We start from the raw sequence: 14,136 nt of genomic DNA on the forward strand, positions 1-14,136 counted from the left end.
TTTTGACCATCCCTGCCCTAATTTCTTTCTGATTTACTCTTAATCCCACGATGCAAAAGCATCTTCCAGCACTCCTGCGAGCTGCTCTGGGCGATTATATTTCACCTTGGCGTAAATATCCATGGTGATCTTGCTGCTTTCATGACCGGCAAGATACTGAACCGTCTTCGGATCAACCGAAGCATGAATCAGATTCGTAATGTAGGTGTGCCGCAGCTGATGCGGAGTCACCTCAAAGTCCAGACTGTAAACCACATTTCCATTGTGTGCTGCCTTTTGCCCCAGAACCGGCTTCACCGTATGCTTCACCCTCTTGCCATCTTCATAGCGGTAATAGCAGCGTTCCTTGGTGGTACGGGTTACGATATACTGCCATAATCTCTTGAACTGCGTATAGGACAACGGGTCTCCATCCCGGTTTGCAACCACAAAATCCGATGTCGATGTCTTCTTCGCCTCTTTCAGACATTCCAGAAGATTGTCCGGCAGAGGGACATTCCGATGCGCTGCCTTTGTTTTCAGCTCTGTCAGAATCACCGGACGATTATGCTCCGTATGCCAGGCTCTCCGAACGGTAAGGTACGGAGCCTCGCAATCAAGATACACCGAATCCCATTGAAGTCCGAGGATTTCTTCTCTCCGCAATCCTGCGTACAGCCCCAGCATCACGAACACATACGGCGGTAAGCCGTAAATGGCATCCAGCAGCTTATCCACCTGCTCATCCGTAAGCGGGAGGCGATCCTTCTGGGGAATCCCGCCCACATTCTTCTTCAGATAGATGGTCGGATTCTCATCAATGATCTTACTCTCCATTGCTGCCGTGAAAATACACTTATATAGAACGTTCACTGATTTGTACACGGATGCCGACTTTTTCGATGCCTCCAACAGTGCCAGGCGAATGTCATCTGCTGTTACATCTCCCATATGCATATCGCCCAATGGCTTGATGATGTAGTTCTTCACTTTCGATGTATAGTCAATCAGCGTTGTCATCCTGATCTGTGCCGACTGCATCAGCAGCCATTTCTCGCAATACTCCTCCACTGTAGGTGTACTGCGGCGATACGTCTTGTTCTCAATCTGCTGGATCGCTTCCTGTTCCTTCTGGTACAGTTCCTCTCTCGTTCTTGCATATAAGGAAACCCGCCGTCCCTGCTGATCTGTTACACGGGTTCGATAATATTGCGTTCCCTTCATACTCACCGTACCATAATCGGGAAGCATCATTCTTCTTGCCGCCATATCATTACCTCCAATCCTGTTGATGCTTTCATTATTGCGGATTCATCGTCCATACTCAACGATGTCGATTTTCACCGCCGAAAGCTTCGAGGTTTGCGATATGTCGCAGCACGTTCCATCGGTTTTGCACGGTGCGTACATTTTGCAATGTACTCCTGAATCCCCACTTCCGTGAAATAAACGCAGCCGTTTTCCACATACTGAACATAGGAGATCAAACCGTCTGTTCTTGCAGCATCCAGTGTTTTTACGCTGATTCCCAGTATACTGGCTGCTTCTTTCCTTGTAATCAGTTTATCCATCGCCTTCTTCGCCATCCTTTCGGCATTTGCCCTGTCTTTTTTTCTCTGCTTGTTCCGGAATGTAATATCCAAGTTGAATCCTTACAGCTTCATCAATCCCACGCATCTGCCCCTTACTTACCCGCCCAAGATAGCGAATCACGCATATCTTGTCGCAGGTGTCGAGCTGTTCTGCCAATACCATGGACGGTTTTGCCAGTCCCTTTGCTTTACGGAGAAAGAAATGCGTTGGCTGTTTTCGCTTCTTCTCAATTTTCGATGTCAGCGGAGCAATCGTGATCGTCGGCGCATAATAATTGCCGACATCATTCTGAAGAACCACAACAGGACGAACACCGCCCTGCTTTGATCCTACCGGAACACCGAGATTGGCGAGATATAAATCACCTCGCCGATAAACCCAGTTTTCTTTCATATGCTGTTGTCTCCAATCTCCATACACTGATATGGATAAAGCCTGCCAGGTATCATGCTGATACAGCACCCGGCAGCGCTTTCTGAAAATATGGTTTCTCTGTACTTTTTCTTATCACCCCAGAGATGTAGGATTTCTCACAGGCGGCAGTGTGCTTCACTGCTCCATTGGAATTTAACCATCCCGCCTTCCTTATGGCCGGACCGCGAATTACGGAAGTATCATTGTCCCTGTCTGGCTTTAACACCGCCGCCGGTTGCAATCCGGCATTTGCTTCTGCGAAACCGCTATCGCCCCGATGGGCTTCATGGCGTGCAGTCGAAGACTCGACCAAACAGGAATGTACCTGAAGAATGAGTATTCAGTTTTCAAGGGACATTCGGACTTTCGTCCTTACAAAGTAAGTTTAACAAGAATCCTCCGGTTTCGCGTTGGCCTCGTAGGCGCACTTTGGTTGTCCTTGCAGGACTACATACGGTTCGTTTTGACTTTTTCAGTGTTCTATACAGCCGGATTGAGGCAAAAAAATACCCCGTTGGTTTCCCAACGAGGCATCAAAGACGATTCTATTCTATTTTCTATAAACTGGTACCCGTTTATCTCCTGGTGACCATTTGAGTCACGGCTAATGTATCAAAAAAGCAACGCTCATCTCAGCAAATCAGACAAGCTGTATTCTCCTTTGGGGATATTTGCTGTTCTGCGATACTCTTTTATGGCTTTCACCAAGAGCTGAGGATTACTGAAATACTGCTTCACAAAATCATACGACTTCACATCATGCATCCGAAGATTTATTTTACAAAATTCGCTTGGTTTTTTTCCAGAACGCTTAAACTGATCATATGCTCCTTCCGCATGAATAATCAGCATTTCAATTTCTGGAGCAGTAATGACATTTACCACGTCAATTTTCTGCTCATATGCTTTACTCAATCGAAATTCCTCTCTGCGAGAATCCAAAATCCGTATCACAGAAATCTGCTCATCGAATCCTTTCCGTAAGTATCGCTCCTCGAATCGTTTAGCACTTCTGCAACGAATGACACGTTCTTCCAACATTTCTTCTCTGTTGAAAATCAGAAGATCATTATCAACCTGTATGTCGATAATAGCTTCTTCGGCAGAGCCTTCACATATACACGCCTTGTATTTTGCTAATTCCATTCTGCCGCCTCCTTATTTGATTGAAGCAGCCAGGCTTTTCTTCAAGCGCATATACGCTTCATATGCTGGCGTTGTTCCCTCAAGGAAGCCGCTCTGGTAAGCATCACTCTTTTTAATATCATTACGTTTCAATATATAGCTCAGATTTTCTGCTGTAATGCCATTACGGTTTCTAACGATACAAATTCCGTCATTTCGGTCATATTCGTCCAGCAGTTCCGGATAATGCGTAGTGAAAATAAGCGTTCCGCCATTTTTGTTCAGTCGGCTGTCCATAAAGAAGCGCACTAAGGTCGTTACAATTTCCTTGTTGAAATGATTCTCTATTTCATCTACCAGAAGATAACCACCTGAATGAAGAACTTCCTTTACCATCGAGAATGTAATAATACCCTTAATCGTACCAGAGGACAGATACTGCTCAAGGTCTGCCGCATTATTCAGGATAATCTCTTCTTCATCCTTAAACTTCAAGTGGATAAATGTTTTTCCCTCTGCCTGCTCAAAACACAATTTCTCAATGGTCGGATCGAGAAGCGCAATTACCTCCAATGGAATATCTTCGGTAAATGGAAGCACATTCACATTCGTATAGGAAAGCAGGCTGAATATTTCCACTGTATCATTCGCTTTTTTATTATGTGCAATGACAAAGCTGACATCATCAGAAAGGTATGCTTCATCGCTATTGCGCTGCTCTACAGGCTTCATTCCTGTAAAATCTGTCAGATACTTTTTCGACTTAACGGTTGCAATCGGTTTTTCCCAAAGGCTTTCAGACAGAATCGAATACACATATTCCCCTGTTTTCGACTTCTTTGCCGCAATTACAGTTTCCAAGCAGCAGATGTAGCTACGCTTATCATAAAAATATGTGCGGATTGTAACATTCTTCGCTCCGCCAAGAATGCTTTTTGCCTCCACATGATTGATGGGCTCATTTTTCACAATATTTAAGGCCAAGCTAATGACCTTTAATACCGAGGTCTTGCCAGATGCGTTAATTCCAATGAAAGCACAGGCAGAGTGGAGATAGTAATTATCCGTCAAACGGTAAAGACTATCTTTGTCCTCTTCGCAAACACGTTGCTGCGTATAAAAGCAAATATCCAAGTCTTTTTTGAATAATGGGAGTCCTTGTGCGGTGATGCGGAGTATTTTCATAGGTAGTCCTCCTCTAAAAACAGTTTTTTTGTTTTTATTTTCTTATAATCTTATTATACGCCGCAAATCAGAAAATATCAACGGATTTTCCGTTTTTATTTTCTGATTTGTTTTTGACACTAAAAAGTATCCGTTCAATATGGCAAGCCCTGTGATTGCTGACCCGTTCCAACGCATGAAATACATGGAGCGTCATGGAAGCGGCCTACGCAAAATCGTCAGGGAAACCGAAAAGCCGCCTGGATATACAGCGGCATATAATCCGAAAATTTTCTCAACGGCAACAGATTTCAGAGTCATCTTGAAAAATGTAAATTACCAACTTAGTCAGAAAAACTTAGTCAATGACCAAGTTAGTGAGCAAGATAAATCGCCGGACATCCCACACACAGTTTTGAATCTTTGTATCCACCTTATTGCCCACGGCAGTGAGGGTGCTCAAATCACTCATGCTCACTCTATCATGGGTACAGCCAATGATAAGTCCTATGACGCAACCCATGATAACTTAGAGGATGACACCCATCAAGGTATCCACCAAGATAGCCACCATGATTCTACGCCGTCAGCAGTTATATTGCGCCTAATGCTTTTTAGATTTTCTTCGCAATCGTAGACAGCTCCGAAATAATACTAAGAAGATCATTTTTGACTTCCTCTTTGCTTGGCTCGCTGCCCATAAGAAGATAATCCGTGCTGACATGGAGGATGCAGGACAGTTCAATCAGCAAGTCAATAGAGCAGCTGCGTTCACCGTTCTCCATGCGGCTGACATGCTGCTTGCTTGCCAGGCCCAGGCGAACCGCCAGTTCCTCCTGCGTAATGCCACGGGAAGTGCGAACATCGTGAAGTCTCTTACCAAACTCTTTTGCGTCAAAATACATACGTTTCTCCTTCCGCACAGCCGGTACAGAACCGGATCGACGGAAGGTCAAAAAAAGAGCCGCATGACGGTGAAGAAAAATCCTGTGCCGATAAAACAGAACATGGGTATCCCATAATTCTGTCTCATGCGGCATTCGGAAGACTTCGCCTGTCAGCGGCTCCACAGCACAGCTATGACTTATAAAATTGTGTTAATAGGGTTATTTATTGTCATCTCAACCATTCAAAGACGAATAGTAGAGCTGCAATCTCCGTAATCTTCTCATCTCCAAAACATTGAAGACGGTCTCGCGTCCGCAGGCCTTACATTTGGTCTGCACATGTCCTCTGGTATCCTCAAAGACGATGATTGAATTGTGTCGGCAATAAGGGCACCTGACAATCCTGGGCTTTTGCGAAGCAATCGCATCCTTTGCCCGGATGATTTTAATCTGCATTTCCGCAGATGGTTCCGATACTCTGATATTCCTGCTCATGGCCACACCTCCAATGGATCACGATATTCATAATCCTTTTTCCGGTTCAGATAGCCCAGTTGTTCCAAGCGGATAGCAGCTGCCGATCTCGAAACGCCAAAGACACCACAGAAAGTATCTATCTTCACCTGGTCTTTGTTATAAAAACGCCATCCATAACATGTCAGAGGCTTTCTGCTGTTGATGAACCACATCGCCCGATCCACTTCTGACTGGGGCATCAGGATGGCAGCTCCCAGCGAATTGGCCTGCCACTCGTTCCAATCTTCCTGCGTTCTCAGAACGCGGGAACCTTTTTTCCTCACTTCCGGTCTCTTATGGCAGGCTATCTTTCGGTCATCGGCATCCAGCTGAAACAATATCTGGTGAGCGCACTCATGTGCCAGCGTAAATCTGCGTTTTCCGCAGAGTTTCCGTATATTCTCCGGTTCAATGAAGCTCTTGTCCAGAACCACATCATTGGTTTTCAGGAAGATGCTCCTCTGACTTCCATCGACTTCAATCTGATATTCTGTATCCACATACGCGGTCAGACCATAGATGCTTCCGTCCGAGGACAACTTTTGAAATGACACCTTCAGGTTCAGATAATCGGATGCAAACTGATCAATGGGTGTCGGAAGTGCGAATCTTGCCGGATCATCTGCTTCGCTGCCGAAAAAGGACTTTTGAAAATCTCTTATCACTGCAACAGCGATTTCTTCTATGTTTTTCTGCGAAAGGATCATAGGCACGGCTCCTTTGCTTCAACGAACCATTTTTCATCTTCGTTGTACAGGAAACTCTCATGCCCACCGATCATGACCGTATAGCGGATTCCGCAGCCACCTACCTTCGTGGAAGCAGCCCGACACTTATGCTTCAATCGGTCGATCTCATACACCCGTCCGTCAATCCACCGAATCAAGCGCGGGCGGATATTTCCCTCGGCATCCACATCCAAATTCACAGGTACATATACTTTTCTACACTTCTGTTCCGACATATTCTACGCTCCTCCTCTGTAAACCGGCGAATGTGTTGACTTCTTTTAGCAAAGAACTCACCAGATTCTACCGGTGCTGTATTAACCAATCATTCCTGTCGGCATAACCAAATCCACCTTTCGCTCTGTCGGCATCTTGCTTTTCTGAAAAAGTACCCCATTTTTAATCGCATCTTTCCCGAATCGGAATCGAATCTGCTCAATCGCTGCGTCCAACCGTTCCTGGCGATCCAGTGATTTCACATCGGTGAATAGGTCGTATTGTATCGGACAATCCTCTTCAAACAGGTTGATTGCCCGAACTGTCACTGAACGAATCGGGTGTTCCCACTGATAGTTTTTTGCAAATAATGCAAATGCAGTTTTCGCCAGATAAGTAGGGCTTTGTGTCGGAATACTAATCCGGCACTGCCACTCTTTCGTGTAAAGCTCGTTGTTACGGATGGAAATCGCTATTCCGCCGGCTTTCTTCTTATGTGTTCGCAGCTTGGTTCCGATCTCCTGCACCAGTTCCAGCATGACACACCAGACTTCGGCGTTATTCTCCAAATCCTGCATGGTCGTTATCCCATGCCCAATGCTCTTTACTGGGGAGACATAATCGGAACGCATAACCGGCGAATCATCCAGTCCATTGGCATATTTCTTAATCGCCAGTCCATTCTTTCCAAGGCGGCACTTCAAGAAATCATCCGATGTTGCAGCAAGCTCTCCAATGGTATGAATCCCATAACCGGACAGAACCTTCTCGGTCGCTCTGCCGACTCCAAGCAAGTCAGAGGCGGGAAGACACCAAATCTTCTCCCGGAACGAATCTGCTTCGATGCAGGTAATCGCATCCGGCTTTTTCATATCCGACCCAAGCTTGGCAAAAATCTTGTTGAAACTCACTCCTGCGGAAATCGTAAGTCCCAATTCAAACTTAACCGTTCTGCGAATCTCATCTGCAATTTCAAATCCGGTTCCCATGCAGCCGCTTCCGGTCACATCCAGCCAGCATTCGTCCATCCCATACGGCTCGATCTGATCGGTATAGCGACTGTATATTTCACGAGCCAGCTTTGAAAACTTCATATATTGCTCATAGTGCGGCTCCACGATCACAAGATCCTGGCACTTCTGCTTTGCCTGCCAGATTGCCTCCCCCGTGGAAACACCAAACGCCTTTGCTGCATAGTTCTTCGCAAGTACGATACCATGCCGTTCCTCCACAGAACCGCACACTGCCACCGGCTTGTTCTTCAGTTCCGGGTTCAGCATACACTCGACAGAGGCATAGAAATTATTCATATCACAATGAAGAATCACTCTTTGCATCCCGTATTCCTCCTCTCCGTTCGTGAAAGCACGAACAACTTTTCACGAACGCATTGACACACAGCATTTCTTGTGATACTATAATTACACGAATTGTATTTCGTGTTTTCATCGTCATTATAGCAAGCACAGTTTTTCGTGTCAATAGGTTTTTATGAAAAAGTGTTCGTGTTCGTCATCAAAAAAGAAAGAGGTATTCCTATGGTCTTCAAAGAAAGGTTGAAAGAAAAAAGAACAGAAGCCAATTTAACTCAGGTAGAACTTGCAGAGAAGGCCGGTGTAACCGCCCGCACAATTCAGAATTATGAGCTTGGCAGCCGCAAACCATCCAATATGGTCACGATCCAGAAGATTGCAGATGCGCTGAATACTACTACCGAGTACCTGCTGGGAAGCAGCGGCACCTATGTCGTAGAAGCTCATGAAAAAGGTGGCGCAAAAGCAGCCAAAGATATTGAAGAACTGGTCAGCGAAGTGACCGGTATGTTCGCTGGCGGCGAATTAAGCGAAGATGCCATCGAAGGAGCTTATAAAGCTCTGACCGATGCCTACTGGATTGCCAAAGAGAACAATAAAAAATACGCCCCGAAAACGAGGCGTAAAAAATCCGATCAGTGATATTTATCGTACACACTTTTCGCTATACTGTAAACTGGAGGTGGTATGATGAATGCGGAACAGCTTTCACGGGTCGGTGAGAAACTGGTAAAACGCTACGGTTCCAGAGACCCTTTTGAAATTGCAAGGCAGCTTGGTATCAATGTTATGCTTTGCGAAAATTTTGGTTCCCTGAAGGGAATGTACCGGGTGATTAAGCGAAATCGCTTTATTTTCCTGAATAACAGTCTGGATGAAAACATGCTGCGCATCGTGTGCGCACATGAATTAGGGCATGATCAGCTTCACCGGAATATGGCGAAAACCACCCCGATTCATGAGTTCATGCTCTACGACATGAAATCCAAACCGGAATATGAAGCGAACATCGTAGCAGCGGAGATCTTGATGGACAGCAACGAAGTCCTTCGTTACATCTATGAGTATGGATACACAGCCGAGCAGATCGCCAGCGCGATGTCCACTGACATCAATCTGGTTGCGCTGAAGGTAGCACACCTGGCCACACTTGGCTATAATCTGCACGCACTGGAACATAAAAGCAACTTTTTGAAATAACGTATCTTCGAGGAGCCTTGACCGGCTCCTCTTTTTTGTTGCAAATTGTGCAGATGCCGTCTGCACAATTATCAGCCTAACATCTGCATGTGATAGAGCTTCACTTTTTCCTCGAACGGCAGTCCCGGATCAATGCCGACTTCTTCCCACATCACACCATACGGTGCGCCGCCATCTGTATATCCGGCGATAAAGGCAAAACGACCATCGCAGTCCTCATACAGTTCTCCCAGCCGTTCCCGTTCTTTCGCTTCCCGCTCCATTCTCCGCTGCCGAAGCCGCTGTTCTTCAGCCTGTTTAATCTGGTCAAGCTGCTCTTGTGTATAATTGACTCCAAGCTCCTGCAAATCTTTAGCGGCAGTCACAGCATCCACATGAAAGCGTTCCCGGTAATGCTTGTTCATCTTTTTCGGTGAGCCGGTATAGGTGAGCAGCCACTGCTTGCCTTTTCGGAGGCGAGCTTCCTTTCGCTCAGCCTTCGTCAGTTTCTTTTTCTTTGCCATTTGCGAAATCTCCCGGATTTTTTGCTGATGACTTTGGTTTGCGCTTCTTCGGTGCCGTCAGCTCATAGCTCAAAGAAAGCAGGTCTTTGATGGCATCATCCAGTTCTGGTTTGCCAAGCTGAATACTAAGCCATTTTTCCTTATTCATGTGATAGGCTGGAAAATAGCCGTCTTGCCCACGAAGAGAGCCTATCAGCAGCGGATCACTTTTCACATTAAGGACATCAATGATGCCTGCTTCCGGCAGTCCCAACTTATCAGCAGATACTTCCAGAACTACACCATACCATTTGTTATTGTCGTTGTGCCGCAGCACCGCATTCCAGTCATGCCAGGGGTATTCCGGCTCTGTGCCGTACTGCTGGCGTATCCATGTAAATAATTCTTGGCGTGTCATTCCACATTGCAAGCGAAGTCAATCTATGTTGCACTTCCCACTGCATCCTCCATTTCCACAGAATTCGCAGCCATGTGTATGCCCATGTCCATAATACCATCGCCCATAGCGATAACCATAGTGGGGAGGACAATGAGCACAATCTCCCGTGCATTTGCCTGTATTTTTAGGCTTAGGACTGCCAGCCAGAGCCATTCCCATTAGTATACTGCTGAACAGTCCCGGCTTCTTCGGTTGTGCCTCTTTAAGCGAAATTTCCTCGTCAGGCTCATCTGGATCAGCATACGGAATGCCACTGCGCTTTGAAATCTTCCTAATCAGAGACTCGTCCACACCATAATCACATAACTCATTCAGCCCATTTTCTGTGAAAATCGCATCTGTCGAGTTGACCAACTGATAGATGGATTCCTCATCTGGCAGATTAGGAAGCAGTGTCAGAACATCCTCCTCTGTAAAGTGCGTTGGTTTGGAAGTAATCTTATCAATCAACTCAAACACCGGTTCCGGATCAGGAAGACAGCTCAGCAGCGTATCCAGCTGTTCCCCCGTATAAGCATCCACAGCTGTCTGAATCAACTTTTCCAGTGCTTCTTCATCTTCGATTTGCCCGCTATCTGCAATCTCCGCAACTTCCGCGGCTCGAAACCGGACTCCCGCTGCTAATGCTCTGCGAAGAATGCTGGTCGCTGTGCGCGTATCCACATACTGAATGCAGTCACATATTTCCTCAGATGGACTTCCATCCGGTCCGAAGTCCTTGATAGAGGCCAGACGGCTATACTGAGTACTTTCCTGCCATCCGTCATATCGCTCATAATATTCAGCCCAGGTCACTTAGCCGCACCTCCTCCACACTGCATCGCCATCAAAAATCATCTAATGCAGCATCTATTTCTTCCAGCCGATCAATCCAGCCCAGGTCGGATTTCTTCTTGGTTGCTGGTCTTTTCTTATCACCGCCAACCACTTCAAACCGTTTCTCTTCTGTCCCGAACAAACCTTTTACCTGAATTCTGAAATCCGGCTTGTTGTTTGCTGGGGTTAGATAGCGATACTTTTTACATCTACCATGTTACGGCGGTCATGGTTGACAACTTGCGTCGGCTCCTGCTCGGTATCAACCTGTCCGACAAAGCTGTAATGGATTTCGATTTTCCGGGTGTTGGTTTCCCGGTCTAATTCATGTATCAAAATACGGTCGATAAACTCATGGACGTTTTCATAGGTCAATTCCTGTATGTCGCTGTATTTCCCGACAATCTGAATAAACCTTGATATATCCCTTTTTCGCTCGGTAACGGTTGCGATCTGCTGTTGTAACTCGTCTATCCTTGCGGCAAGGGATTTCTTTTCGTCCTCGTAGCCGGAAGTTAGAAACACAAACCGTTCATCTGTCAGTCTGCCTAATGCGTTGTCCTCGTACAGCTTGCGGAAAAGCGTGTCAAGTTCGGTCATACGCGCCTGTGCTTTGGAAAGTTCCTTTTGCTGCTGCGCTAATGCCTTTCTCGCTTCCATGTCGCCGTACTCGGTAGCTTTACAGATAAAGTCCTGTTCGTGTTCCTTAACATACTGCAAAACCCGCCGCATATCTTCCAGCACTAAATCAAGAAGTACGTTTTTGCGGATATAATGAGAGGTACACTCGCTGCCTGTCCTTGCCCTGTTGCGCCATGCGCCGCAAGAATAGGAAAACCTGCGCGGCTCGATATTTACGCCCTGTTGGTAATACATCTTATGTCCGCAACCAGCGCAAAACAGCAAGCCGGAAAAAATATCAATCTCCGCTGCTTTTGTCGGGCGGTGGCGGGTAGCAATCCGCTTTTGCGCAAGTTCAAAGGTTTCCTCGTCAACAAGCGGCTCATGGGTGTTTGGGAAGAAATAGCGTTGTTCTTCTTCGTTCTTCCGGGTCTTTTTCGACTTGTAGGATACCTTGTGAGTTTTCGCGGTTATGGTATGCCCTAAATATTCCTGCCTTGCTAATATGTCATAGAGCGTTTTGTCCGGCCAAGTATAGGGGGCGATCATTGCCCGCTGATACCGCGCCTGTCCTGTGCGCTGATAGCGCAACGCTCCAATCGTCAAGACTTTGTTTTCCGCAAGCCATTTTTGGATTTCGCACATACGCACGCCGCTAACAAACATAGCGAAAACCTGTTTGACAATCGGCGCGGTTTCCGGGTCGGGTATAAGGTGGTGGCGGTTGTTCGGGTCTGGGATATAGCCGTATGGATATTCCCCGTTGACACGCTCGCCTTTTTGCGCCTGTGCCTGTTTAACTGCACGGATTTTCTTGCTTGTATCGCGGGCGTAAAACTCGTTAAACCAGTTCCGCAAGGGGGTAAACTCGTTATCCTCCCGCGCTGTGTCAACTCCGTCGTTAATCGCGATATAGCGCACTCCGTTTTCGGGAAATACAATCTCTATGAGTTCGCCCGTTTTCAGATAGTTTCTGCCAAGACGGGAGAGGTCTTTGGTAATAACCGTCGCCACTCGTCCGGCTTCCACTTCCTGCAACATCGCTTGCAGCCCCTCGCGCTCAAAACTCACGCCGGAAAATCCGTCGTCCACAAAAAACTTTGTGTTCAAAAAATGGTGTTCGTCCGCATAGCGTTGAAGTATCATTTTTTGGTGCTGTATGCTTCCGCTTTCTCCGGCCTGCATATCCTCTTGACTTAAACGGCAGTAAAGGGCGGTGATTTTATTCGACTGTAACATTAGTCCTCCTTTCCGACAGCCGAATAAACAGGTATAATGTGTTGCTATCATTATACCATATCCCGCCGCCTAATGCACTACTCGGACGCTAAAAAGCCCGGATTTCCGGGCTTTTTCTGCAAATCCTTTACAATGAGTTTTTCAATCTTTTTATGGATTGTATCGGTTGCCTTTTCACTCGGCAACGCTTGAACAAGATAGGTGATTTTCCCTATTTTGCGTTCGGTTGTAATTGTCTGTTTTTTATCCATTAGAAAAACCTCCTTTTCCTGTATGGATAAACTATATTCGTCAAAAGGCAAAACGGGCGGTTGTTAGCTGCAACCTCACGGGAGTTTCACCCCGGCCCATGCTTATGGGTGCGCCGCGCAATACTTTGAGGGTGTTCAACGCGGGAGTATCATTGTGCCGCCTTGTATGTCGTCGCCCACAAGCTGCTAAACTTGTTTTACGGCGGGTAGTTCTCGCTCGACTTTTCCCCAACGGGGAAAAGCGGTCATGGCGTACCCGCCGCCCGGCTCGGTACAGACGGAATGTACCCGTTGCCTGTTATGCTGCGCACCAAAGGCCGCTTTCTTTGTCAAGGAACAATAGGCTTTGTCGGCCTGTAACAGTACACCGTTTCCGATGTGCTGTTACGGAACGACAAATAGCCCATAACGGGAAGCGTGGAAAGGGGACACGCTCCCCGCATGGGCTAAAAGATTATCCTACATGAAAAGCAAGGGTGCGGGTAATAAGGCGCACTTGCAGCCTGTTACGCATTTCCTCGTCCACATAGGAATAGGTATTGCCCGCGTCGTCTTTCAGCGTGCGGGTACAAAGTTTCGCTATGTAACCCTCGTAATGCTTCAAGATCGCGCACATGGCGGTTGTGTCGCCGTTTGCCGCTGCGGAAATGACAGGGAACGGCAACAGATTTTCAGATTTCCTAACGGTATTCATCATCTGCTTTTCCCTCCAAATACTGTTTGATTTTCGCAAGCGCGGATTTCCTGTGCCGGAAAACCGTCGTGCGTACAACATTCAGCAGTTCAGCAATTTCCGCGTCGCTCATGTCCAAGAAGTAGGACAAAAGGATAATGTCGCGTTTCCTTTCGGGCAAAGCGTTAAGGGCTTCGGCAAGCAGTTCATTTTTGACGAGTACATCAAAGCCGGACACTTGAAAACGGAAATAATCGCTTTTGTATTCGTCCGTTGTGAAAAGCTGCGCGAGTTCGCTTTCGCTCAAATCCGAAAAAGGTACTTCGCGTGCTGCGCGTTTCGCAAGAGTGCGGCGGTGGCTTTTCGCTTCGCCAACCAAAGTTTTCTTTGCTAATGCGTCGTACTGATGTTGTATTCTTTCCTTGTCGGAAGAAGATAGCTCCATAGAGTTCACCTCCT

The 14,136-nt window shown here is 46.7% G+C and carries 19 protein-coding genes and 1 pseudogene; 3 read left to right on the top strand and 17 right to left on the bottom strand.

Annotated elements, in window-relative coordinates; all coding sequences use genetic code 11:
* Positions 1-39: 39 nt before the first annotated feature.
* The 5 genes from DW251_RS08795 to DW251_RS08820 all read right to left on the bottom strand — a co-directional run bounded on the left by DW251_RS08795 (position 40) and on the right by DW251_RS08820 (position 4,296).
* The gene (locus tag DW251_RS08795; RefSeq protein WP_117964031.1) at positions 40-1,248 is read right to left on the bottom strand and encodes a site-specific integrase; all 1,209 of its coding nucleotides are present in this window, start codon (positions 1,246-1,248) and stop codon (positions 40-42) included.
* Between the two features lie 71 nt (positions 1,249-1,319).
* A complete protein-coding gene (locus tag DW251_RS08800; protein WP_002576363.1) occupies positions 1,320-1,550 on the bottom strand; it encodes a hypothetical protein in 231 nt (76 codons plus the stop codon).
* Positions 1,543-1,965: a type II toxin-antitoxin system PemK/MazF family toxin gene (locus DW251_RS08805; protein ID WP_002576364.1), complete on the bottom strand. Its 423-nt coding sequence runs from the start codon at positions 1,963-1,965 to the stop codon at positions 1,543-1,545. The genes DW251_RS08800 and DW251_RS08805 overlap by 8 nt, the downstream gene beginning before the upstream one ends.
* 648 nt (positions 1,966-2,613) lie before the next feature.
* A complete protein-coding gene (locus DW251_RS08815; protein ID WP_117964033.1) occupies positions 2,614-3,132 on the bottom strand; it encodes a hypothetical protein in 519 nt (172 codons plus the stop codon).
* Between the two features lie 12 nt (positions 3,133-3,144).
* Entirely contained in the window at positions 3,145-4,296 is a 1,152-nt protein-coding gene (locus DW251_RS08820) for an AAA family ATPase (protein ID WP_117964034.1), read from the bottom strand.
* A 145-nt stretch (positions 4,297-4,441) separates the two neighbouring features.
* On the opposite strand from DW251_RS08820, the pseudogene DW251_RS18600 reads away from it, so the two are divergent.
* Positions 4,442-4,615, top strand: a pseudogene (locus DW251_RS18600) (ATP-binding protein); the annotation flags it as partial.
* A gap of 274 nt (positions 4,616-4,889) precedes the next feature.
* Here the strand turns inward: DW251_RS18600 and DW251_RS08830 are convergent.
* From DW251_RS08830 to DW251_RS08850, 4 genes are all read right to left on the bottom strand, one after another.
* Entirely contained in the window at positions 4,890-5,231 is a 342-nt protein-coding gene (locus tag DW251_RS08830) for a helix-turn-helix transcriptional regulator (RefSeq protein ID WP_243034910.1), read from the bottom strand.
* 422 nt (positions 5,232-5,653) lie between these two features.
* Complete coding sequence (locus DW251_RS08840; RefSeq protein WP_117964036.1) at positions 5,654-6,385, bottom strand: ImmA/IrrE family metallo-endopeptidase; 732 nt, start codon at positions 6,383-6,385, stop codon at positions 5,654-5,656.
* Positions 6,382-6,642: a hypothetical protein gene (locus DW251_RS08845; protein WP_013274265.1), complete on the bottom strand. Its 261-nt coding sequence runs from the start codon at positions 6,640-6,642 to the stop codon at positions 6,382-6,384. Before DW251_RS08845 ends, DW251_RS08840 begins: the two co-directional genes overlap by 4 nt.
* Before the next feature lie 81 nt (positions 6,643-6,723).
* Positions 6,724-7,959, bottom strand: a complete 1,236-nt coding sequence (locus tag DW251_RS08850) for a DNA polymerase IV (RefSeq protein WP_117964037.1) — start codon at positions 7,957-7,959, stop codon at positions 6,724-6,726.
* A 201-nt stretch (positions 7,960-8,160) separates the two neighbouring features.
* On the opposite strand from DW251_RS08850, the gene DW251_RS08855 reads away from it, so the two are divergent.
* Positions 8,161-8,577, top strand: a complete 417-nt coding sequence (locus tag DW251_RS08855; RefSeq protein WP_002576372.1) for a helix-turn-helix transcriptional regulator — start codon at positions 8,161-8,163, stop codon at positions 8,575-8,577.
* Between the two features lie 48 nt (positions 8,578-8,625).
* Positions 8,626-9,135: an ImmA/IrrE family metallo-endopeptidase gene (locus DW251_RS08860; protein ID WP_117964038.1), complete on the top strand. Its 510-nt coding sequence runs from the start codon at positions 8,626-8,628 to the stop codon at positions 9,133-9,135.
* Between the two features lie 71 nt (positions 9,136-9,206).
* Here DW251_RS08860 and DW251_RS08865 read toward each other — a convergent pair whose 3' ends face one another.
* The 8 genes from DW251_RS08865 to DW251_RS08905 all read right to left on the bottom strand — a co-directional run bounded on the left by DW251_RS08865 (position 9,207) and on the right by DW251_RS08905 (position 14,122).
* Entirely contained in the window at positions 9,207-9,638 is a 432-nt protein-coding gene (locus DW251_RS08865; protein ID WP_117964039.1) for a hypothetical protein, read from the bottom strand.
* Complete coding sequence (locus tag DW251_RS08870) at positions 9,607-10,035, bottom strand: MmcQ/YjbR family DNA-binding protein (protein WP_117964040.1); 429 nt, start codon at positions 10,033-10,035, stop codon at positions 9,607-9,609. The genes DW251_RS08865 and DW251_RS08870 overlap by 32 nt, the downstream gene beginning before the upstream one ends.
* Positions 10,036-10,053: 18 nt before the next feature.
* Positions 10,054-10,872 (bottom strand): hypothetical protein, encoded by an 819-nt coding sequence (locus DW251_RS08875; protein WP_117964041.1) that lies wholly within the window; start codon positions 10,870-10,872, stop codon positions 10,054-10,056.
* Positions 10,873-10,903: 31 nt separating this feature from the next.
* Positions 10,904-11,035, bottom strand: coding sequence for a hypothetical protein (locus DW251_RS18490; RefSeq protein ID WP_271938547.1), 132 nt, complete (start codon positions 11,033-11,035; stop codon positions 10,904-10,906).
* Positions 11,036-11,079: 44 nt separating this feature from the next.
* Entirely contained in the window at positions 11,080-12,753 is a 1,674-nt protein-coding gene (locus DW251_RS08885; RefSeq protein ID WP_069989194.1) for a recombinase family protein, read from the bottom strand.
* 77 nt (positions 12,754-12,830) lie between these two features.
* On the bottom strand, positions 12,831-13,004 hold the full coding sequence (locus DW251_RS08890; protein WP_002604472.1) for a transposon-encoded TnpW family protein: 174 nt from the start codon (positions 13,002-13,004) through the stop codon (positions 12,831-12,833).
* Positions 13,005-13,458: 454 nt separating this feature from the next.
* Positions 13,459-13,701 (bottom strand): helix-turn-helix domain-containing protein, encoded by a 243-nt coding sequence (locus DW251_RS08900; RefSeq protein WP_002604473.1) that lies wholly within the window; start codon positions 13,699-13,701, stop codon positions 13,459-13,461.
* Positions 13,685-14,122, bottom strand: coding sequence for a sigma-70 family RNA polymerase sigma factor (locus tag DW251_RS08905; RefSeq protein WP_003502131.1), 438 nt, complete (start codon positions 14,120-14,122; stop codon positions 13,685-13,687). Before DW251_RS08905 ends, DW251_RS08900 begins: the two co-directional genes overlap by 17 nt.
* Positions 14,123-14,136: the final 14 nt, after the last annotated feature.

The organism is Clostridium sp. AM22-11AC (genome assembly GCF_003473545.1).
Lineage (GTDB): Bacteria > Bacillota > Clostridia > Lachnospirales > Lachnospiraceae > Enterocloster.